This is a genomic window from Bradyrhizobium viridifuturi, from assembly GCF_001238275.1.
Taxonomy (GTDB): Bacteria; Pseudomonadota; Alphaproteobacteria; order Rhizobiales; family Xanthobacteraceae; genus Bradyrhizobium; species Bradyrhizobium viridifuturi.
Map to the genome: position 1 here is coordinate 25,739 of NZ_LGTB01000001.1, position 20,622 is coordinate 46,360.

15 protein-coding genes and 5 pseudogenes are annotated in these 20,622 nt (G+C 64.9%); 6 read left to right on the forward strand and 14 right to left on the reverse strand.

Annotation, left to right across the window (positions count from 1 at the left end; translation table 11 throughout):
• Positions 1 to 18 precede the first annotated feature (18 nt).
• From ALC15_RS00125 to ALC15_RS00135, 3 genes and pseudogenes are all read right to left on the reverse strand, one after another.
• Positions 19 to 861 (reverse strand): transglutaminase family protein, encoded by an 843-nt coding sequence (locus ALC15_RS00125; RefSeq protein WP_050625547.1) that lies wholly within the window; start codon positions 859 to 861, stop codon positions 19 to 21.
• A gap of 162 nt (positions 862 to 1,023) precedes the next feature.
• A pseudogene (locus ALC15_RS00130) lies at positions 1,024 to 1,967 on the reverse strand (alpha-E domain-containing protein).
• 8 nt (positions 1,968 to 1,975) lie between these two features.
• Positions 1,976 to 3,394, reverse strand: coding sequence for a circularly permuted type 2 ATP-grasp protein (locus tag ALC15_RS00135; protein WP_050625548.1), 1,419 nt, complete (start codon positions 3,392 to 3,394; stop codon positions 1,976 to 1,978).
• A gap of 225 nt (positions 3,395 to 3,619) precedes the next feature.
• Here ALC15_RS00135 and ALC15_RS00140 point away from each other — a divergent pair, with 225 nt between their 5' ends.
• From ALC15_RS00140 to ALC15_RS00150, 3 genes are all read left to right on the forward strand, one after another.
• Positions 3,620 to 4,372, forward strand: coding sequence for a competence/damage-inducible protein A (locus ALC15_RS00140; RefSeq protein WP_050625549.1), 753 nt, complete (start codon positions 3,620 to 3,622; stop codon positions 4,370 to 4,372).
• Positions 4,373 to 4,378: 6 nt separating this feature from the next.
• Positions 4,379 to 4,906, forward strand: coding sequence for a xanthine phosphoribosyltransferase (gene gpt, locus ALC15_RS00145; RefSeq protein ID WP_050625550.1), 528 nt, complete (start codon positions 4,379 to 4,381; stop codon positions 4,904 to 4,906).
• A 112-nt stretch (positions 4,907 to 5,018) separates the two neighbouring features.
• Positions 5,019 to 5,642, forward strand: coding sequence for a hypothetical protein (locus ALC15_RS00150; RefSeq protein ID WP_050625551.1), 624 nt, complete (start codon positions 5,019 to 5,021; stop codon positions 5,640 to 5,642).
• A 13-nt stretch (positions 5,643 to 5,655) separates the two neighbouring features.
• Here the strand turns inward: ALC15_RS00150 and ALC15_RS00155 are convergent.
• Positions 5,656 to 6,677, reverse strand: a pseudogene (locus tag ALC15_RS00155) (methionine synthase).
• Positions 6,678 to 6,775: 98 nt separating this feature from the next.
• Between ALC15_RS00155 and ALC15_RS00160 the strand changes: the two are divergent.
• From ALC15_RS00160 to ALC15_RS00170, 3 genes are all read left to right on the forward strand, one after another.
• A complete protein-coding gene (locus ALC15_RS00160) occupies positions 6,776 to 7,480 on the forward strand; it encodes a glutathione binding-like protein (protein ID WP_050625552.1) in 705 nt (234 codons plus the stop codon).
• Between the two features lie 99 nt (positions 7,481 to 7,579).
• Complete coding sequence (locus tag ALC15_RS00165; protein WP_050625810.1) at positions 7,580 to 8,191, forward strand: 2-hydroxychromene-2-carboxylate isomerase; 612 nt, start codon at positions 7,580 to 7,582, stop codon at positions 8,189 to 8,191.
• Positions 8,191 to 9,165, forward strand: a complete 975-nt coding sequence (locus ALC15_RS00170; RefSeq protein WP_050625553.1) for an NADPH:quinone oxidoreductase family protein — start codon at positions 8,191 to 8,193, stop codon at positions 9,163 to 9,165. Before ALC15_RS00165 ends, ALC15_RS00170 begins: the two co-directional genes overlap by 1 nt.
• A gap of 83 nt (positions 9,166 to 9,248) precedes the next feature.
• Here the strand turns inward: ALC15_RS00170 and ALC15_RS00175 are convergent, their stop codons facing one another.
• From ALC15_RS00175 to ALC15_RS00220, 10 genes and pseudogenes are all read right to left on the reverse strand, one after another.
• The gene (locus ALC15_RS00175) at positions 9,249 to 9,923 is read right to left on the reverse strand and encodes an alpha/beta hydrolase (RefSeq protein ID WP_050625554.1); all 675 of its coding nucleotides are present in this window, start codon (positions 9,921 to 9,923) and stop codon (positions 9,249 to 9,251) included.
• Positions 9,920 to 10,810 (reverse strand): crotonase/enoyl-CoA hydratase family protein, encoded by an 891-nt coding sequence (locus tag ALC15_RS00180; RefSeq protein ID WP_050625555.1) that lies wholly within the window; start codon positions 10,808 to 10,810, stop codon positions 9,920 to 9,922. Before ALC15_RS00180 ends, ALC15_RS00175 begins: the two co-directional genes overlap by 4 nt.
• Before the next feature lie 129 nt (positions 10,811 to 10,939).
• Positions 10,940 to 12,357, reverse strand: a pseudogene (locus tag ALC15_RS00185) (amidase).
• Positions 12,350 to 13,522, reverse strand: a complete 1,173-nt coding sequence (locus tag ALC15_RS00190) for a M20 aminoacylase family protein (protein WP_050625556.1) — start codon at positions 13,520 to 13,522, stop codon at positions 12,350 to 12,352. The pseudogene ALC15_RS00185 and the gene ALC15_RS00190 overlap by 8 nt, the downstream one beginning before the upstream one ends.
• Before the next feature lie 6 nt (positions 13,523 to 13,528).
• Positions 13,529 to 15,048 (reverse strand): annotated as a pseudogene (locus ALC15_RS00195) (M81 family metallopeptidase).
• Positions 15,049 to 15,282: 234 nt separating this feature from the next.
• Positions 15,283 to 16,947, reverse strand: coding sequence for an ABC transporter ATP-binding protein (locus tag ALC15_RS00200; protein ID WP_050625557.1), 1,665 nt, complete (start codon positions 16,945 to 16,947; stop codon positions 15,283 to 15,285).
• The gene (locus ALC15_RS00205; protein ID WP_050625558.1) at positions 16,944 to 17,831 is read right to left on the reverse strand and encodes an ABC transporter permease; all 888 of its coding nucleotides are present in this window, start codon (positions 17,829 to 17,831) and stop codon (positions 16,944 to 16,946) included. Before ALC15_RS00205 ends, ALC15_RS00200 begins: the two co-directional genes overlap by 4 nt.
• Positions 17,832 to 17,834: 3 nt before the next feature.
• Positions 17,835 to 18,776, reverse strand: coding sequence for an ABC transporter permease (locus ALC15_RS00210; protein WP_050625559.1), 942 nt, complete (start codon positions 18,774 to 18,776; stop codon positions 17,835 to 17,837).
• Between the two features lie 263 nt (positions 18,777 to 19,039).
• Positions 19,040 to 20,337 (reverse strand): annotated as a pseudogene (locus ALC15_RS00215) (ArgE/DapE family deacylase).
• A complete protein-coding gene (locus ALC15_RS00220; RefSeq protein ID WP_050625560.1) occupies positions 20,334 to 20,519 on the reverse strand; it encodes a hypothetical protein in 186 nt (61 codons plus the stop codon). The pseudogene ALC15_RS00215 and the gene ALC15_RS00220 overlap by 4 nt, the downstream one beginning before the upstream one ends.
• Positions 20,520 to 20,622: the final 103 nt, after the last annotated feature.

Genomic DNA, 20,622 nt, shown 5'->3' on the forward strand with positions numbered 1-20,622 from the left:
ATGACGTGAGACGTCGGCCTACGACTGCGTCTGGCTCTGCCACTGGCCGGGACGTCCGGCCTGGTCGACCTTGACCGCGACGGTCAGCGTCTCGTTGCCACCGCCATAGCGGGTGCCGCGGACGGGGGCGGCGCCGAGATAGTCGAGGCCGATCGCGACGCGAGCATGGGCGTCGGTGGTGCAGATGCCGTTGGCGGCGTCGAAGCCGACCCAGCCCAGGTCCGGCACGAAGGCCTCGGCCCAGGCGTGGCCGGCCTGCTGGTTGACCATGCCGTCGGAGCGCAGGAAGTGGCCGGAGACGAACCGCGCCGGAACCCCGCCGGCGCGCGCGCAGGCGATCAGGATATGGGCGTAGTCCTGGCAGACGCCGCGCTTCAGCGTGAACGCCTCGGAGGCCGAGGTGGCGCTGTTGGTCGGGTCCTCGTCGAAGGTCATGTGTTCGTAGATCCGCACCATCAGCGCATGCAGGAAGCCGAGCACGTCGGTGCCGGCCTCGGCGCGCAGCTCACGCACGATGCTCGTCATCGCCGGGCTGAGGTCGGTCAGCGGCGTGGCACGCAGGAACAGGCTCGGCGGAAACCGCTCGTCGCTGCCCTTGAGCACCCCGCCGGTGTCCTGGGTCTCGACCAGGCCCTCGCAATGGATGGTGAGGTCGCTGATCGAGCCATGCGTCAGCACGTGGGTGACGTTGCCGAAGGCGTCCTCGTGGGTATCGAGCCTGGAATCGGTCGAGACGTCGATCTGCCAATCCGCGACATACTGGCCGTCATGACTGCCCGGCGTCATCCGCAGAATCTGGATCACGCCCGAGGCCGCCGGCTCGTAGCGATAGGTGGTGGTGTGGGCTATCCGCAGGCGCATGGCTCAACCGGAGTTCAGTCGGTTTTTTCGGGGCAGAAGCATCATGCCCGGACCGTTCCCGGGCATCACGTCTTTCTTCCTAATCGGCCGCGAAAGCAAGATGTCGATGGCCGGGATGAGGTCCGCCATGACGACAATTTGAGCGATTTTGGGCCGTATCGGTCAGATCAGATACTGCTTGGTGATGATCTCACCCAGCCGCGAGTTGTCAGCGATGAATTCCTGGATGAATTCGTGCACGCCGTGCTGGAAGATATCGTCCATATGGCTGTGCTCGAGCCGGTTCCTGATGCCGCGGGCGTGGCGCTGGGAGGCGCCCTGGCGGCCATAGGCGACGCCGATCTGGTCCAGATTGCGCACCAGATTGCTGTAGCAGCTGGCGAGCGAGCGCGGCAGCGTGTCGTTGAGGATGAGGAGGTCGGCGATCAGCCAGGGTTTCAGGGTTTCGCGGTAAACCCAATGATAGGCGGTCGTCGCCGATACTGAGCGCAGGATCGAGGTCCACTGGTAGTAATCCAGCGGGCCGCCGACATGTTCTGCCTCGGGCAGCAGCATATGGTACTTCACGTCGAGGATCCGCGCGGTGTTGTCGGCGCGCTCGAGATGCACGCCAAGCCGCGAGAACCAGTATGCGTCGTTGCGCAGCATGGTCCGGTAGGCCGAGCCGTCGAACCGCAGCGAGGTCTCCTGCACGAAGCGCAGGAATTTGGCCAGCTCCTCGCGGTTGGCGGGACCCTTGTTCCAGACGGCTTGCAGCTCGATCCACGCTGAATTGATGGTGTCCCACATCTCCGACGTCAGCGCCGTTCGCACCGAGCGCGAATTGAGCCGGGCCGCCTCAATGCAGTTCTTGATCGACGACGGATTTTCCGAGGAGAAGGAGAGATATTCGATGACGTTCTGCTGGTTGGCTTCCTGATAGTGATCGTAGAAGCTCGCGCCGACGCCGGCGGTAAGCAGTGCGGAGTCCCACTCGTTGGTCTTGCCGATATAGGCGCGGGCAGCGCGGTGACGCGGAGCGTGGCGTCGATCGTGCGCGCGAGATATTCGGCGCGTTCGACGTAGCGGGCCAGCCAGAACAGGTTTTCAGCGGTGCGCGACAGCATGCTTTCAACTACTCGCTCAGTATCCAGGTGTCCTTGGTGCCGCCGCCCTGGCTCGAATTGACCACGAGCGAGCCCTCCTTCAGCGCCACCCGCGTCAGCCCGCCGGGCACGATGGTGGTGTGGCTGGAGCCGGTCAGCACGAACGGGCGGAGGTCGACATGGCGCGGCGCCAGGCCCTTGTCGGTGCAGGTCGGGCAGGTCGACAGCGCGAGCGTCGGCTGGGCGATGAAGCCTTCCGGCTCGCGCTTGAGCTTGTCGCGGAACGCCTCGATGGTCGCCTTGGTGGCGGCCGGGCCGATCAGCATGCCGTAGCCGCCCGAGCCGTGCACCTCCTTGACGACTAGGTCGGCGAGGTTGTCGAGCACGTAGGACAGATCCTGCGGTTCACGGCAGCGCCAGGTCTGCACGTTCTTCAGGATCGGCTCCTCGCTGAGATAGAACTTCACGATGTCAGGCATGTAGGAGTAAATCGCCTTGTCGTCGGCGATGCCGGTGCCGACTGCGTTGGCGAGCGTGATGTTGCCGGCGGCATAGGCCGACATCAGTCCGGGCACGCCGAGCGCGGAATCCGGCCGGAAGGTAAGGGGATCGAGGAAATCGTCGTCGACGCGGCGGTAGATCACGTCGACCCGTTTCAGCCCCTCGGTGGTGCGCATGAACACCTCGTCGTTCTTGACGATGAGGTCGCGCCCCTCGACCAGCTCGATGCCGAGCTTGTCGGCCAGGAACGAGTGCTCGTAATAGGCCGAGTTGTAGACGCCGGGCGTCATCAGCGCGACCGTGGGTTCTGCGGAGGCGCTGTGCGGGGCGACCGAGCGCAGCGCCGAAAGCAGTTCGTCGGGATAGCGCTCGACCGGCGCGACGCGATGCCGTGCGAACAGGTCCGGAAACAGCCGCATCATGATCTCGCGGTTTTCCAGCATGTAGGACACGCCGGACGGCGTGCGCGCATTGTCCTCCAGCACGATGAAATTGTCGGGGTCGGTGCGGATGATGTCGATGCCGGCGATATGGACGTAGATGTCGTGCGGCACGTCCTGGCCGTTCATCTCCGGCCGGAACACCGGGTTCTGGAAGATCAGGTCTTCGGGGATGACGTTGGCACGCAGGATGTCGCGGCCGTGGTAGATGTCCTTCAGAAACATGTTGAGCGCGAGCACGCGCTGCTTCAGGCCCTTCTCCAGCAGCGTCCACTCGGTCGCGGACATGATGCGCGGGATGACGTCGAACGGGATCAGCCGCTCCTGGGCTTCGGAATCGCCATAGACCGCGAATGTGATGCCGATCCGGCGGAACAGCAGCTCCGCTTCCTGGCGTCGATATTCGAGCGCGTCCGGCGGCGTCTCTTTGAGCCAGCGGGAGAGCTCCTGGTAGGCCGGGCGGAGATCCTCGCCGAGGCCATTCATCTCATCGAACGCGACTGCCATATATCCCGACTGCCCTCCCAAGCCATGTGACACAGTGCATGACTTGATGGGATGGTAGCAAGGGGCGGGCCAGCGCGATATGCATTGGCGTGCGGCATTTGCTAGGGATAGCCAGGAAGGCCTGCCCGAAAAACCGGCTGAGGTCTGCTTAATTCGGCGGCAAAACCCCGTGACATCAAGGCATTGGATCGGCAATGTCAGGGGATCAAGTTAGGGAATGAGACCATGAGCGAGATCGTCACGGCGGGGATATTGGTGATCGGCGACGAGATCCTGTCCGGCCGGACCAAGGACAAGAACATCGGCTTCATCGCCGAATACCTGACCAATATCGGCATCGACCTGAAGGAGGTCCGTGTCGTCGCCGACGACGAGGCCGACATCATCTCCGCCCTTGATGCGCTGCGGCATAGATACACCTACGTGTTCACGACAGGCGGCATCGGGCCGACCCATGACGACATCACCGCCGACAGCGTGGCGAAGGCGTTCGGGGTCGATATTCACCATCACCCTGACGTGGTGGCGCGGTTCAGGGAGCGCTGGAGCGAGCAGGACCTCAACGAGGCGCGGCTGCGGATGGCCCGGGTGCCCGACGGCGCCGAGCTGATCCAGAGCGCGACCATCCTGGCGCCGGGCTTCAAGCTCGGCAATGTCATCGTGATGGCCGGCATCCCCACCATCATGCAGGCGATGATGGACATCGTGGCGCCGACCCTGAAGTCCGGCGTGCGGATGCTGTCGGATTCGGTCCGCGCCGACGCGCGGGAGGGTGACATCGGCGGCCCGCTGCGGGCGATCGCGGAAGCCAATCCCGACACCATCATCGGCAGCTATCCGTTCCAGGACGAGAACCAGAAGCCGAACACCAATCTGGTGGTCCGCTCGCGCGATCCGGAGAAGCTTGCCGCCGCGATGGCCGCAGTGAAAGAGATGTTGAAGCAGGTGCAGGCCGCGCAGAAGAAGCCGGCGGGTTGAGACGATATGGTCGAGAAAAATTCTGAACCGAATGTGCAGGATCGGGCGGGCAGGCCGTTCCCGGTCTCGTGGGATCAATTCCACCGGGATTGCCGGGCGCTGACCTGGCGGCTCAATGAAGTCGGTCCATTCCATGCGGTGGTCGCGATCACCCGCGGCGGGCTGGTGCCGGCGGCGATCGTGGCGCGCGAGCTCGGCTTGCGGGTCATCGATACCGTCTGCATCGCCAGCTACGACCACGACAAGCAGGGCGACCTGAAGGTGCTCAAGGGCATTTCGGAGCAGACCGCCAAGCTCGGCGGCGGCACCGGCAAAGGACTCTTGATCGTCGACGACCTCGTCGACACCGGCAAGACCGGCAAGCTGGTGCGCGAGATGCTGCCCGACGCGCATTTCGCAACGGTCTATGCCAAGCCGAAGGGCCGGCCGCTGGTCGACACCTACATCACCGAGGTGTCGCAGGACACCTGGATCTTCTTTCCTTGGGACACCGCGCTGTCGTTCCAGCCGCCGATCCGCGACGGGGCGGCTTGAGTTGACCCGTCATTGCGAGCGAAGCGAAGCAATCCACGGCTCCGCATATGCGGTAGCGTGGATTGCTTCGTCGCTTCGCTCCTCGCAATGACGCATTGGTTAGAGGCGCGCAATGCCCCTGCAAAACCGCGTCACACCGACAGGCGAGATCGTTGCCACGGACCACCGCGGCACCTTCACCGGCAATCGCGGCATCATCCACGATCCGGCGACCCGCACGCTGCTGAACAAGCGCTGGTCGTCGCCGGCGTGGCTCACCTGCGTCTGCGAGTTCAGGGGACGGCGGCGCGAGGTGATGCGCCGGCAGAGCTGGACCGAACTGTTCTTCCTCGATGAGGCAACCGCCTTCGCGGCCGGACACCGGCCCTGCTTCTACTGCCGCCGCGACGACGCCAACCGGTTTCGCGCCGCCTGGGAGCAAGGCAACGGGGCGAGCGATCTCAGCGCCAAGGCGATGGACGCGGTGCTGCACGCCGAGCGGATGGACCACGGCAAGAAGCGGCTGCATCCCCTGCCACTGTCGATGGATGCGTTGCCCGACGGGACGATGGTGCAGGCAAGCGGGGAAAGCTATCTGGTCGCGAACGGGAAAACCTTGCGGTGGTCTTTTGCCGGTTACGAGCGCGCCGAGGTCACCGCGCCCGCGATGCTGCTGACACCGCCGTCGACCGTCCGTGCATTTCAGGCCGGCTATCGGCCGGTGCTGCATCCGAGCGCAGCAGCCGCGCTCAGCTGAGCCGCCGGCATCCTTACGCCAGCCGCTGCCGCGCCAGCTTTGCGCCCGCGCCGAGTGCGCTCAGCTTGGCTTCGGCGATATCCCGCCGCATCGGCGCCATGCCGCAATTGGTGGTCGCGATGATGTTGCCCTTCGGGACGTGCTTGGCGACCGCCTCGATCACCTTGACGACATCCTCAGGAGTCTCGACCTCGTCGCTGGCGACGTCGATCACGCCGGCCTGCACGATCTTGCCAGGGAGCGCGGCGAGCAGCTCGATCGGCACCTTCGAGTTGCGGCACTCGATCGCGACCTGCTGGATCGTGCTCTTGTCGATGACGGGGAAGGTCTCTTCATACTGCCGCCATTCGCCGCCGAGCGTCTCTTTCCAGTCGGTGTTGGCCTTGATGCCGTAGCCGTAGCAGATGTGCACGGCGGTGGCGCAGGTGAGGCCTTCTGCGGCGCGCTCCAGCGCCTTGATGCCCCAGTCGCGCACCTGGTCCATGTAGACGTTGAAGGCCGGTTCGTCGAACTGGATCATGTCGACGCCGTCAGCCTGCAACGCCTTGCTTCCTGGTTCAATAGCTCCGCGAAGGCGAAGGCCATCTTGACGCGGTCGCCGTAATATTGGTCGGCGATGGTGTCGATGATCGTCATCGGGCCGGGCAGGGTGAACTTCAGTTTGTTTTTGGTGTGGGCGCGCGCCGCACGTGCCTCGCTCTCATGGACGCGGCCCTTGAGCTGCAGCGGCGCGACCACCTGCGGCACCATGGCTTTGTAGCGGTCCTTGCGGATGCCCATCTCGACCTTGTGGGCGAAATCGATGCCCTCGATCCGCTCCAGGAAACCGTGCACGAAGTGCTGGCGCGCTTGCTCGCCCTCGGTCACGATGTCGACGCCGGCGTCCTCCTGCAGCTTGACCGCAAGGATCGTGGCGTCGCGCTTGGCGCGGGCGAGCTCGGCGCCATCAGACTTCCAGGGCGCCCACAGCACGTTCGGCTCGGCGAGCCATTCGGGCTTCGGCAGCGAGCCTGCGATCGTGGTTGGAAACAGCATGGGTGCCTCCCGATGGGTTCTGATTGAGCGCCTGTGTGCCATGTCCTAAGCTGGAGGTACAGAACAACAAAAGTCTTTGTGACGGGGAATAGACGCCGATGATCGACCTGCACTACGCGCCGACGCCGAACGGCTGGAAGATCTCGATCATGCTGGAGGAACTCGGGCTACCCTATACGGTGATCCCGGTGAACATCCGCGCCGGCGAGCAGTTTCGGCCCGAATTCCTGGCGATCAGCCCGAACAACCGTATCCCCGCCATCGTCGATCATGCCCCTGCCGACGGCGGCGGGCCGTTCTCGGTGTTCGAGACCGGCGCGATCCTGATCTATCTTGCCGACAAGACCGGGCGTTTCCTGTCCCGCGAGCTCCGCGCGCGGTCGATCGCCATCCAGTGGGTGATGTGGCAGGTGGGCGGCCTCGGCCCGATGCTCGGCCAGCACGGCCATTTCGCGCTCTATGCGGCCGAGAAGATTCCCTATGCGATCGAGCGCTACCGCGACGAGACGGCGCGGCTCTATGGCGTGCTCGACCACCAGCTCGGCAAGACCGGCGCCTATATCGCAGGCCCAGACTATTCGATCGCCGACGTCGCCTGCTTTCCCTGGACCATGACCCACAAGGCGCAGGGCTTCACCCTCGACGACTATCCGAACATCAAGCGCTGGTACGCGACCGTGCGCGCCCGTCCGCAGGTGCAGGCGGGACTTGCGATCGGAAAATTCGTCAAGGAGCCGTTCGACGAGGAGCCGCGCAAGAACATGTTCGGCCAGCGTGCGAAAAAGCTGGTCGAGAAGAAATAATGTCCGTTATTCCGTGGCGCGACACGGTCGCGATGCCCGCGTCTTGCGGAGCATCGCGGAATGACGACAATGGATGCGGAAAAGACAAAGGGAAACGCCATGATCGAATTCTTCTTCGACTGTTCCAGTCCGTGGACTTACCTCGCCTGGCACAACATCCAGCCGCTGGCGAAGGAGTTCGATACTCCCATCACCTGGCGGCCGATCCTGGTCGGCGGCATCTTCAACACCGTCAATCCGTCTGTTTACGCGCAGCGCGAGAAGCCGGTGCCGCTGAAGGCGCGTTACATGAAGAAAGACCTCGCCGACTGGGCGCGCTCGGCCGGGCTTGCGATCAAGATGCCGCCGACCGTGTTTCCGGTGAACAGCGTCAAGGCGATGCGCGGCTGCATCTGGCTCGGCAACGATAAGATGGTGCCGTTCGCGCGCGCGGTGTTCGAGGCCTATTGGGGCGACGACAAGGATATCTCGCAGGATGCCGTGCTGGCCGAGATCTGCGGCAAGCTCAGGATCGATCCGGCGCAGTTCTTCGCCGGTATCGGTGACCAAGCGATCAAGGATCAGCTCAAGACCAACACCGAGGAGGTGATGGCACGCGGCGGCTTCGGCTCGCCGACGATCTATCTCGACAAGACCGACATGTATTTCGGCAACGATCGCCTGCCGTTGATCCGCGAAGCCCTGGCACGTCTCAAGGCGCGAGCCGCCTGATGCCGAAAGCCGTTGTTTGCCGCGAGCTCGGTCCGCCCGAGCGTCTTCAGCTCGAGAATTTTGCTTCGGTGCCTTTGCAGCCGGGGCAGGTGCGCGTGGCGATCCGTGCCGCCGGGATCAATTTCCCCGACATCCTGATGGCCGCGGGTGAATACCAGCTCAAGCCGCCGCTGCCGTTCACGCCGGGCTCGGAAGCCGCCGGCGATGTCGTCGAAGTCAATGATGCGTCCGGTGTCGCGGTCGGCGACAAGGTGATCGTCAAGATGCGCCACGGCGCCTATTGCGACGAGACGGTTGCCGTGCCGTCGCAACTCGTGCCGGTGCCGTCGACTTTCGACTATGCCGAGGGCGCGACCTTCCTCGCCGCGCACGGCACCGCCTATCACGCGCTGATCGACCGCGGGCAGATGAAGCCGGGTGAGGTGCTGCTGGTGCATGGCGCCGGCGGCGGCGTTGGGCTTGCAGCGGTCGAGATCGGCAAGCTGCTCGGCGCCACGGTGATCGCGGCGGCGTCATCCGAGGAGAAGCTTGCGATCGCCAAACAACGGGGTGCGGATCATCTCGTGCTCTATGCGCGTGAGCCGTTCCGCGATGCGGTCAAGCGCCTCACCGACGGCCGCGGCGCCGACGTCGTGTTCGATCCCGTCGGCGGCGAGGTGTTCGAGAACTCGATGCGCTGCATCAACTGGGGCGCGCGGATTCTCGTCGTCGGATTCACCGGTGGCATCGGGCTCGCCCGCACCAATCTCTTGATGATCAAGGGCGCAAGCGTGCTCGGCGTTCGCGCAGGTGAGGCGGTGCGGAAGGACCCGGCGCTCGGCGAGATCAGGTTCAAGGCGCTGAACGAGTGGGCCGAGGCCGGCCGGGTGCGGCCAAATATCTCGCATCGGCTGCCGCTGGAAGACTACGCGAAGGCGATGCGATTGCTGATCGAACGCAAGGCAATCGGGCGTGTGGCGCTGCTGACCAGATAGCCGTCGTTGCGAGGAGCAAAGCGACGAAGCAATCCATTGCGCCGCATATGCAGTAGTAGGGATTGCTTCGCTCGCAATGACGGCTAGCCGTTTGCAAACTTCCCGTCTCTCAAAAATGCGATGGTCTGCGCAATCGCATCGGTGTTGCGCACCAGCCAGGGATGCGAGGTGCGGATCACGATATGATCGGCCATGCCGTCGAGCCTGGTGTTGGCGACCGAGACCCGGCCATCGTGCGGTCGGGGCAGTCCCATGGACGTGATCGGATAGACCGAGCGGTTGCCGGCGATGATGCCGGCTTCATAATCGATTGTGGGCAGCAGAGCGCTGGTCGCGGCATCGCGGCGGGTGACGAGCTGCTGGCCGGCGGGGCCGAAGTAGGCGCGATAGGCGGCGAGGTTCTTCAGGCGGTCGGCGATCTCGCTGCCGCCGTTCGGCGTACCCAGCATCACGACGCGGCCGAGCCGCACGGGGCGATGTCGTGCGAGGTACACGCGGGCCAGCAGGCCGCCCATCGAATGGCAGACGAAGTGCACGGGGCCAGTGAGGTTCTGCGCGAAACGATCGAGTGGGGGATGGATGTCCTCGGCCAGCGCATCGAGCCCCTTGCGCCGGCTGTCATAGTCGAGATTGAGGGTGGCAAAGCCGGCATCGCCAAGCGCCAGCTCCATCCTGCGAAACGAACGCGCCGTCCTGCTGATGCCATGCAGCAGGACGACGCCGTCGGATGTGGACGCCGCTTGACGTCGTTCGCTCACTTATAGTCGCGCTCTTGCCACCACGGGAAATAGTCGGGCATGTCGGACGAGACCTTGTTCTTGAACTGTGCCGGCCGCTTCTCCAGGAACGACACCACGCCTTCCTTGACGTCCTCGGAGCGGCCGCGGGCATAGATGCCGCGGCTGTCGACCTTGTGCGCCTCCATCGGATCGTCGGCGCCCAGCATGCGCCACATCATCTGGCGGATCAGCGCCACCGACACCGGCGCGGTCTTGGCCGCGAATTCCTTGGCCAGCGCACGCGCGGTCGGCAGCAACTCATCCGGCGGCACCACTTTGCTGACGAGCCGGCCGGCGAGCGCTTCCTGCGCCGGGAACACGCGGCCCGAGTAGCACCATTCCAGCGCCTGCGAGATGCCGACGATGCGCGGCAGGAACCAGCTCGAGGCGGCCTCCGGCACGATGCCGCGCTGGGAGAACACGAAACCGAAGCGCGCGGCCTCGGAGGCGATGCGGATATCCATCGCAAGCTGCATGGTGACGCCGATGCCGACCGCGGGACCATTCACCGCGGCGATCACGGGCTTCAGGCATTTGAAGATGCGCAGCGTCACCTGGCCGCCGCCGTCGCGCACCTGCGGATCGCTGTAGTCGACGCTGCCGTCGGCATTGCGCTTGACCGGGCCGCGCCGCGCATCGCGGTCGAAGGTGTTGGCGCCGGAGGAGAGGTCGGCGCCGGCGCAGAAGCCGCGGCCTTCGCCGGTCACGATGATCGCCCTGACGTCGTCGTCCTTGTCGGCCTTGTCGAACGCGTCGATCAGCTCCTGCTGCATCGTGGCGTTGAAGGCGTTGAGCTTGTCGGGCCGGTTCAGCGTGATGGTCAGGATCTGCTCGGCGACCTCGTACTTGATCGTCTCATACGCCATGGGGATGATTTCCTCTCGGTTTTCTTGAATGAACGACGTGCGTCGCATTCAGTTAACCCGGCAATCTTCCCTTGTGAAGAAGTCGGATGCGCAGGCTGAGCTCCGCGCATCCCCACTTGCGTTGAGGCGCTACTTCTTCGGCGGCGTCGGCCACGGCTTCTGCGGGCCGCGCAGGCCTTCGAACGCCTTGCCCATGGCGAGCACGCCGATGTCGTCGAAGCGGCGGCCGATGATCTGGACGCCGATCGGAAAGCCCTTCTTGTCATAGCCGCCGTTGATCGACAGCGCCGGGTTCTCCGACATATTCCACGGCACGGTAAAGCAGATGTGCTCGAACGGCTTTGCCGGATCGTTCAGCGGTGCGGCGAACTCCGCGGGGAAATTCACCACCGGCGACACCGGCGAGATCACGTAGTCGACCTCGCAGAACAACTTTGCAGCAGCCGCGCGGATCGCCATGGTCTGGTTGAAGCCGCGCACCACGTCGACGCCGGAGAGTTTTGCGCCGGCCTCGGCCCAGTTAAGGATGTAGGGCAGGGTCTTGCCGCGATCGTCTGCAGACAATTTCGACAGCTCGTCCCAGGTCCGCGCGCGCCAGAAATTGTCGAGCCCGTCGAGCATCTCGGGCGTCAGGATGCCGTCGATCTCGGTGATCACCGCACCGGCGGATTCGAACGCCTTCGCCGCCTTGACGACGATCTCGCGAACGTCCTTCTCGACCTTCTGGCCGGATCCGCATCGAGCATCAGACCGATGCGCAGCTTGCGCGGCGACTTCTCCAGCGCCTTCCAGTTCACCTCGAGCGCCGGCAGGCTCATGCCGTCGCGGCGATCCGGGCGCGACAGCACACTCATCATCAGCGCGGCGTCGTCGACGGTGCGGGTCATCGGCCCCGCGACGCGGCCGACATAGGGCGGATCGATCGGCACGCGGCCGAGGCTCGGCTTCAGCGCGACGAGGCCGCACCAGGAGGCGGGCAGCCGCACCGAGCCGCCGATGTCAGTGCCGAGATGCAACGGGCCGTAGCCGGCAGCACCGGCCGCGCCCGCGCCGGAGCTCGAGCCGCCGGGGTTCTTGCTGACATCCCAGGGATTGCGGGTGAGGGGATGAAACGACGACAGGCCCGACGACAGCATGCCGTAATCCGGCATCGTGGTCTTGGAGAAGATCACGCCGCCGGCTTCGCGCAGCCGCGCGGCAGGCGGGGCATCCTTTTCCGCGGGCGCGAGCTTGACGCTGGCGGCGCCGAGCGGCACCGGCTGGCCCTTGGTCGCGACATTGTCCTTGATGGTGACGGGCACGCCATCGAGCGTGCCGGCCGGCTCGGCCTGCTGCCAGCGCTCGGTCGAGGCCTTGGCGACTTTCCGCGCCCCGTCGGGGTCGTACAGGTACAGCGCCTTGATGTGCGGCTCCCAGGTCGCGACCTGGGAGATGATTTCCTCGAGCACTTCCGAGGGCGAGAACTGCTTGGCACGATAGCCGGCGAGCAGGTCGACGGCGGAGAGATCGTGCAGCGACGTGATGGCGTCCGCTTTCGGCTTATGCATGCGCACCTGCCGGCATACGTTTCTCGATGATGCGGGCGAACATGCTGGCGCCGATCGGCAGGATCTTGTCGTCGAGAACGTAACCGGGATTGTGCACGGGCACTGAACCGTCATGACCGACCCAGAAATACGCGCCGGGAATGGCCTGCATCATGTCGGCGAAATCCTCGCTGCCCATCTTGGGCGTCGAGCGCGTGATCACCTTGGCCGGATCGACCACGGTGCGCGCGACTTCCTCGACAACGCGGGACTGCTCTTCCTGATTGACCAGCACGCTGAAGCCGTCGCGGATCTCGACCGAGATTTCGGCACCATACGCGGCGGCAAAGCCGGCGCAGATCTCGCGCATGCGAGTGCGGATCAGCGCGCGAATCTCCTCGGAGAAGCAGCGCACCGTGCCGCACATCCAGGCGTCCCCGGGAATGACGTTGTAGGCCGAACCGGAATGGATCTGGGTGATCGAGAGCACCGCTGCCTGCAGCGGATCGACGTTGCGGCTGACGATCGACTGCAACGCCTGTCCGAGCGTCATCGCGATCACCACCGCGTCCTTGGAGCGCTCCGGCATCGCGCCATGGGCGCCATAGCCCTGGATCCTGATGTCGAAGAAATCGGCGGCGGCCATCGCTGGTCCCGGCAGGATCGCGATCTCGCCATGGTTGAGGTCGGGCGCGTTGTGCAGGCCGTAGACCTCGTCGCAGGGGAACTGCTTGAACAGGCCGTCCTTGATCATGGCACGGGCGCCGCCGAGCCCTTCCTCGGCCGGCTGGAAGATGAAGTGCACGGTGCCGTCGAAATTGCGGGTCTCGGCGAGATAGCGCGCCGAGCCGAGCAGCATCGTGGTGTGGCCGTCATGGCCGCAGCCGTGGAAGCGGCCGGGAATCGTCGAACGCCACTTCAGATTGGTGTTCTCCTCCATCGGCAGCGCGTCCATGTCGGCGCGCAGGCCGATCTTCCGGGTGCCGCTGCCCTTGCCCTTGAGCACGCCGACCACGCCGGTGCCGCCGAGGCCGCGATGCACTTCGATACCCCAGCTCGTCAGCTTCTCGGCGACGATGCCCGAGGTGCGGACCTCCTCGAAGCCGATCTCGGGATGCGCATGCAGATCCCGTCTGATGGCGGTGAGTTCGTCGGCAAAACTGTCGATGCGCTCAATGGTCGGCATGGCTGTCTATCCGTCTGTGCGTGATGGGGAGGAGGGGGTGAAAGTCGGGCCGTTAGGCTTGATACGAATGCCCGGTCGCAAATGTTTCCACGGCAGCGTGGCGGGATCGGCGGGCATCGGCCCGGGCGCGGCGCAGATCAGCAGTTTCTCGGCGATCGACTCGAAATCGGCGCGGAAGTGCACCGAACTCTTGTTGACCAGGATCTTCTGTGCGGTCGGCTCGATGCCGACATAGCGGTACATCGCCTGGTCTGCGAGCTGCGCCTTGTAGGAGCCGACGACGACGCGAACATCGCCGACCCGCAGGCAGGCGGAGGGTCCCATGTCCATGTCGCGTCCGCCGTAAAATGGCCCCGGCGCGACGAACCGGCCGTCGGAGAGCTTCTCGACGACGAAGGTTTCCCGGTAAGGCGCATCGCCCGGAATACCGGACTTGCCGCCGAGGTCGAGCGTGACTGTCGCACCGACGCCGGCCGCGTGCGCAGCGCGCGCCGATTGCGGGTCGCAGATGACGCCGGTGGCCGCACTTGCTCCGTTGCGCACCAGCGCGCGCAGCATGCCCGTGGTGTCGGAATTGCCGCCGCGCCGGGATTGTCCTGGGTGTCGGCGATCACGATCGGCTTCGACGCCGATGCCGCGAGTTTCATCGCAAGCAGCACGCCCTCGTCGGGCATATAGATCGGGCCGTCGAAATCGTTCTCGTGGCTTTCGACCAGCGCGACCATGCTGTCGGCGGCAGCGTCGGCATCGGCTTGGGTCCGGCCATAGGCGAATACGCTCGGGCCGCAGTCCTTGATATCGGCGGCCGGGAAGCCGAACGCAAACGAAAGCGTCGGAACAGCGTCGCTCTCCAGCGCCGCAAGCTTCTGATAGATGCCCTTGGCCGGCTGGTCGTTGGTGCATTGCCAACTGATCGCGATCAGGAAAGGCAGCTGCCGGAACGCCTTTGCGAGAGGTTGCCTGGAGTTGAGCAACAAGGCCAAATGCCTGGCGCAGGCGCGGCCAGTATCGGCCATGTCGACATGCGGATAGGTGCGGTAGGCGATCAGTGCATCGGCATGTTCGATCATCTCGGCCGAGACGTTCGCATGCAGATCAAGGCTCGCAACCAGCGGAATGTCCTTGCCGATCGCCTTGCGCACGCGCGCGAGGATTTCGCCTTCGCCGTCGTCATGGTGCTCGGTCACCATGGCGCCGTGCAGATCGAGGTAGACGGCATCGATCGGCCCGGCGGCGACGATGCCGTCGACCATGTCCTTGACGATCCGCTCGAAGGCGTCCTTCGTCACATGCGCTGACGGCGTTGCACCGGTCGCAATCGTCGGCGCCAGCTCCCAGCCATAGGCCTCCGCCGCCTCGACAAAGCCGGCGAGGCCGGCATTGATCTTGCGCATCACCTTGAGCACCTCGGCGCCGCGCGTCATCGACGGCCAGCCGCCGCCATGCACGAAGTCGTCATAGGTTGCCTTCGTCGGTGCGAAGGTGTTGGTCTCGTGCAGGAAGCCGCCAACGGCGATGCGGGTCATCAAGTCGGTCTCGACACGTTTCTTCGATGATGAGGCGATTTGGAAGCAATCGCATCATCCCGTCATTTCAGTTTGAGCATGATCGTTCGAAAGCCGGTTCGCCCTTTCCGGATCGTGCTCTGGCGCGCGACGTTAAGCGTGTCGTCGCGCCAAGCGCAAGCCGGGGAGCACTGCCGGAATTGCATGCCCTATGGGCGTATTGAAAGGCCCACAGTTCAGGCTAAGGCTAAAGACCTAGGCGGTTGCCACAATGCCTTCCGAAACCGGGCGGAAGTTGGCGAAGTCCCAGCCGCGTCCGGGTGCCGCCTCGAGCAGCGCACGGGTATAGGCCTGCTGCGGATTGGTCAGCACCTCGGCGGCCGGTCCCTGTTCCACGACCCGTCCACGCTGCATCACGGCGACGTCGTCGCAGATTTGTGCGGCGACGCGCAAATCATGTGTGATGAACAACAGCGCGATGCCCAGCCGCCGCTGGATCTCGTCGAGCAGATCCAGCACCTGCGCCTGCACCGAGACGTCGAGCGCCGATACGGCTTCATCAGCCACCAGCACGTCGGGATCGAGCGCCAGCGCGCGGGCGATCGCGATGCGCTGGCGCTGGCCGCCGGAGAACTGGTGCGGATAGCGCGAGATGGCGTCGGGCGGCAGATGGACCAGCTCGAGCAGCTCGCGGGCCCGCACCAGCGCGTCCTTGCGCGGCATGCCGTAATTGATCGGTCCCTCGGCGATGCTCTCGCCGACGGTGACGCGCGGATTGAGTGAGCGGTAGGGGTCCTGGAAGATGATCTGGATCTTCTGCCGATGCGGCTGCAGCAGCCGGCGCGACAGGTCGGAAATCTCGCGGCCGGCAAGCCGTACCCCGCCCGAGGTCGGATCGATCAGCCGGACGATGCAGCGCGCCACCGTCGACTTGCCGGAGCCGCTTTCGCCGACGATGCCGAGCGTGCGGCCCTTGCGCAGCGTCAGCGTGACGTTGCTGGCGGCGGCGACCTCACGGGCTTTGCCATAGAGCGACCGCTCCCGGTAGACCTTGCTGAGCTCGTTGGCTTCCAGCACCACGGGCTCCGATGTCTCCGGGCGTGGCGCGCGCGGCACCAGGCTCGGCACCGAGGACAACAGGTTGCGGGTGTAGTCCATCTTCGGATTGCGCAGCACGTCCTGCAGCGGACCGGCTTCGACCAGGCGGCCGTGCCGCATCACCGCGACGCGGTCGGCGATCTCGGCCACCACGCCCATGTCGTGGGTGATGAACAGAACCGCGGTGCCGTGATCGCGCTGCAGATCACGGATCAGGGCGAGGATCTGCTTCTGGGTGGTGACGTCGAGTGCCGTGGTCGGCTCGTCGGCGATCAACAGCTTTGGCTCCAGCACCAGCGCCATCGCGATCATGATGCGCTGGCGCTGTCCGCCCGACAGGCGGTGAGGGTAGGAGGAGAAGATGCGCTCCACATCGGGCAGCCGCACATGCTCCATCATCGCCAGGATCTTCTGGCGCCGCGCGCGGGAGTCGAGATCGGTATGGGCGCGCAGCACCTCGTCGATCTGTCGGCCGACCGGCACCACAGGATTGAGCGCGGTCATCGGTTCCTGGAAGATCATCGCCATCCGCGTTGCGCGCAACTGGCGCAGCCGCCGGTCGGTCGCGGTGAGCAGTTCCTCGCCGACCAGCTTGACGCTGCCGCCGGACGGCACCAGCGTGCCCTTCTGCTGCAGGCCCATCACGGTGAGCGAGGTCACCGACTTGCCCGAGCCGCTTTCGCCGACCAGGCAGAGCGTCTCGCCCTCGTGCACCTGGAGGGAGAGGTCGTCGATGATGCGATGCGCGTCCGCCTTGCGGCCGAGGCCGACGACGAGGTTGTTGATGTCGAGCACGACGTTGGAAGGGTTGGCTGTGGTCACTTGCCCTCACGCTGCTTCATGCGGGGATCGAGCGCGTCGCGCGCGGCGTCGCCGATCAGGTTGATGCTGAGAATGGCGATCGAGAGCAGAAGCCCCGGCCAGAAGATCAGCGACGGCTTGATCTGGAAGAACGCGCGGCCCTCGGCCATGATGTTGCCCCAGGTCGGCGTCTCCGGCGAGATGCCGGCGCCGAGGAACGACAGGATCGCCTCGGTCAGAATCGCGGACGCGCAAACGTAAGTGCCTTGCACGATCAGCGGCGCGATCGTGTTCGGCATCAGATGCCGCCACATGATCTTCGGCAGGCTGGAGCCGAGCGAGATCGCGGCCTCGACATAGGGTTCCTCGCGCGCGGTCAGCACCACCGAGCGCACCAGCCGTGCCACGCGCGGGATCTCGGGGATGGTGATCGCGACCATCACGGTCCAGATGCTGGCGCCAGAAAGCGACACCACGGCGATCGCGAGCAGGATGGCGGGGATCGCCATCAGGCCGTCCATCACGCGCATCAACACCGCATCGACCCAGCGGAAGAAGCCGGCGACGAGGCCGATCAGGAGCCCGACGGCGATCGAGCAGACGGCGGCGCCGATCCCGATGATCAGCGAGATTCGGGCGCCGTAGATGATGCGCGACAACAGGTCGCGTCCATAAGCATCAGTGCCGAGCAGGTACTGCGCGCTCGCCGGCTTCAGCCGCTGCGCCGGCGTCAGCAAGAGAGGATCATGAGGCGCAAGGAGCGGCGCGAAGATCGCCATCAGGATGATGAGGACGAGGCAGATCGTCGCAACTGCGATGATCGGCGTCGACGTCAGGAAGCCGAACTTGACGCGGAACGGCCGGGTGACGGGGAGGGAGGATTCGGGGAGGGTATCGATCGCCATTGCTCAGTACCGGATACGAGGATCGAGCAGGGTGTACGCCACGTCGATCAACAGATTGACGCCGACATAGATGCCTGACGTCAACAGGATCATGGCCTGGATCACCGGATAGTCGCGCGCCAGCACCGCATCGACGGTGAGGCGGCCAATGCCGGGCAGGTTGAACACGCTCTCGGTGACGACGACGCCGGAGATCAGCAGCGCGAAGCCGGAGCCGATCACGGTGATGACGGGCACCGCGGCGTTGCGCAGCGCATGGCGCAGCAGCACACCGGCCTCGCCGATGCCCTTGGCGCGTGCCGTGCGCACGTAGTCTTCGCCGAGCACGTCGAGCATCGAGGCCCGCGTCATGCGTGCGATCAACGCGACATAGATGAAGGAGAGGGTACAGGTTGGCAGGATGATGCGCTCGAAGAACGGACCGAAGCCGGCCGAGATGCTCTTGAAGCCCTGCACCGGCACCCAGCGCAGGTCGATCGCAAACACCTGGATCAGCACATAGCCGATCACGAACACCGGCACCGAGAAGCCGAGCACCGACAGTCCCATCACGAAGCGATCGATCCAGGTGCCGTGCTTCCAGGCCGCGATCACGCCGAGCGGAACCGCGACCAGGATCGAGAGGATGATGGTGGCCAGCGCGACCGAAATCGATGGCTCGAGGCGCGGGCCGATCATCTCGAGGATCGGCTTGTTCGAGATCAGGGAAACGCCGAGGTCGCCATGCAGGAGCTTCGCGACCCAGGTGTAGAACTGGATGTAGATCGGCTCGTTGAGACCGAGCGAGGTGCGGATGCGATCGAGCTGTTCGGGCGTCGCGTTGTCGCCGGCGAGGATTGCGGCGGGGTCGCCCGGCGTCAGCCGCAGCAACAGGAACACGAACAGCGCCACCACGCCCATCACGGGAATGGCGGCGAGGATGCGGCGAAGCAGATATCCGAGCATCGCTGCTATCTCCTGCGGTCAGATGGTGCGAAGCGAAGGCTGGGCCGCATCATACTCATGGTGTCCCCGTGATGTGTCTCATGCGCTTCTGCGTCTCGTCTCAAAGCCAGCGCGAACGTGATGAATTTGCAGGCAAATACTGTGCCAATGGCGACGTTATATCAAGGCGCGGTTCGGGCCGTTGGCGGCCTCCCTTGGTCTGATGCTGCTATTTCGAATTGCACTTGTCGTCATGTGCCACCGACCTGAAGCGACAAGTTCATTCACGCTCTCATCACGCCGCACCAGTCGCGACGAACAGCGCGATGCTCTGTGTTGTCTTGCGAAGGCTGTCGAGCTCGACACGTTCGTTGAACGCATGCGGGCCGACACCGTAAGGTCCATAGCAAAGCGCAGGGATGCCGTAGTCGACACAGTAGTAGCGGGTGTCGTTGACGGCCGTCGACAGCCGCTCCTGCATCGGAGCCTGGAAGACGGAGAGATGGGCAGCCGACAGAGCCGCTTCCGCTTCGCTGCCGGGCTCGCACACGGCCGCGTCCGCCTGAAAGCCACTCCACACGAGCTCGGCCGGATTGCCGGACAGGAACTCGTCGGCCTTGTGCGCCTCGGCCAGGCATTCCTCGATGCCGCGCATCGCTTGCTGCGGCGTTTCGCCCGGCAGCAGACCGAGCCGGCAATCCAGCTCGCACCAGGCCGCGGTCGAACTGGCCCAATCGCCGCCCTTGATGATCCCGACGTTGAACTTGATCGGGTTCTTGACGTTGCGGAACCAGCTGTTGTCGAGCGCCCGGGCATTGAGCGCCTTGGTGTAGTCCTGGAACGCGCGCACCAGATGCATCGCCGACAGGATGGCGCTCGTCCCGGCCTCGGAATAGGCGACATGCACCGGCGTGCCGCGGACGCGCAGGCGGAACCAGACGGCGCCGACCTGGGCGCGCGTCAGCGTGTGTCCGGTCGGTTCGGGAATGAGGCAGGCGTCGGCGCGATAGCCGCGCATCAACGTCGACAATGCGCCGTTGCCGGTGCTCTCTTCCTCGGTCACGGTCTGCAGATGGATGCGCCCGGCCGGGGCATAGCCTGCGTCGCGGATCGCATCGAGCGCGAAGATCATTGCCGAGACGCCGGCCTTCATGTCTTGCGCGCCGCGCCCGAACATCCAGCCGTCCTGCACGGCGCCCGAGAACGGCGGCTGGTCCCAAAGGTCAGCGGGCCCTTCCGGCACCACGTCGATATGACCTTGCAGGATCAGGCTGCGGCCGCTGCCTTTGCTGTTGAGCGTCGCAACCACCTGCTGCGATCCGGCCAGATCGATGCCGTCCATCGGTGCAGCCTTCGGATGGCTCATCAGGTTGACGTCCGCAAGGCTGAACGCGTCGACGTCGTAGCGGCGCTTGGCGAATTGCTCGGCCAGCCAATGCTGCTGCGGCGCTTCGTGTCCGCGCAGGCTGCGGAATTGCACCATGCGCGACAGGAACGCGATCTGATCGTCGAAGTTTCGATCGACGGCCGCGCACAGCTCGGCGGCAATCTGATCCGGCTTGGTCAACGTCCCGGTTGTCATGTCGCGCCTTTCGTGGAGCCTTGAGCGTTGAGCGTTTCGGAAAGGCGGCGCAGTGAGCCGACGCGCGTGCCGGTGGCGAGGTTGCGTGTCGGTCGATCGAAGAGATTGCCGCCGGCACACATGCCGACCGGAATGCCGCGCCGGGCCGCATTGCCATGCGTGCCCGTGACCCCAATGCGCATTGTCCCCTCCCGCGCTGAAGCGCTTTTCCCCATTACGACGCTAATCGTTGTCACGCGACGATTCCCAGCGAATCCGGACTTGGACACACGCAAATACGCACAT

What these genes read in the sequence shown, in the direction of transcription:
- ALC15_RS00135 (WP_050625548.1), bottom strand. Translation starts at nt 3,394, where the DNA reads ATGGCAGTCGCGTTCGATGAGATGAATGGCCTCGGCGAGGATCTCCGC.
- gpt (WP_050625550.1), top strand. Translation starts at nt 4,379, where the DNA reads ATGGTCGAGAAAAATTCTGAACCGAATGTGCAGGATCGGGCGGGCAGG.
- ALC15_RS00140 (WP_050625549.1), top strand. Translation starts at nt 3,620, where the DNA reads ATGAGCGAGATCGTCACGGCGGGGATATTGGTGATCGGCGACGAGATC.
- ALC15_RS00150 (WP_050625551.1), top strand. Translation starts at nt 5,019, where the DNA reads ATGCCCCTGCAAAACCGCGTCACACCGACAGGCGAGATCGTTGCCACG.
- ALC15_RS00180 (WP_050625555.1), bottom strand. Translation starts at nt 10,810, where the DNA reads ATGGCGTATGAGACGATCAAGTACGAGGTCGCCGAGCAGATCCTGACC.
- ALC15_RS00160 (WP_050625552.1), top strand. Translation starts at nt 6,776, where the DNA reads ATGATCGACCTGCACTACGCGCCGACGCCGAACGGCTGGAAGATCTCG.
- ALC15_RS00165 (WP_050625810.1), top strand. Translation starts at nt 7,580, where the DNA reads ATGATCGAATTCTTCTTCGACTGTTCCAGTCCGTGGACTTACCTCGCC.
- ALC15_RS00205 (WP_050625558.1), bottom strand. Translation starts at nt 17,831, where the DNA reads ATGGCGATCGATACCCTCCCCGAATCCTCCCTCCCCGTCACCCGGCCG.
- ALC15_RS00125 (WP_050625547.1), bottom strand. Translation starts at nt 861, where the DNA reads ATGCGCCTGCGGATAGCCCACACCACCACCTATCGCTACGAGCCGGCG.
- ALC15_RS00220 (WP_050625560.1), bottom strand. Translation starts at nt 20,519, where the DNA reads ATGCGCATTGGGGTCACGGGCACGCATGGCAATGCGGCCCGGCGCGGC.
- ALC15_RS00210 (WP_050625559.1), bottom strand. Translation starts at nt 18,776, where the DNA reads ATGCTCGGATATCTGCTTCGCCGCATCCTCGCCGCCATTCCCGTGATG.
- ALC15_RS00170 (WP_050625553.1), top strand. Translation starts at nt 8,191, where the DNA reads ATGCCGAAAGCCGTTGTTTGCCGCGAGCTCGGTCCGCCCGAGCGTCTT.
- ALC15_RS00190 (WP_050625556.1), bottom strand. Translation starts at nt 13,522, where the DNA reads ATGCCGACCATTGAGCGCATCGACAGTTTTGCCGACGAACTCACCGCC.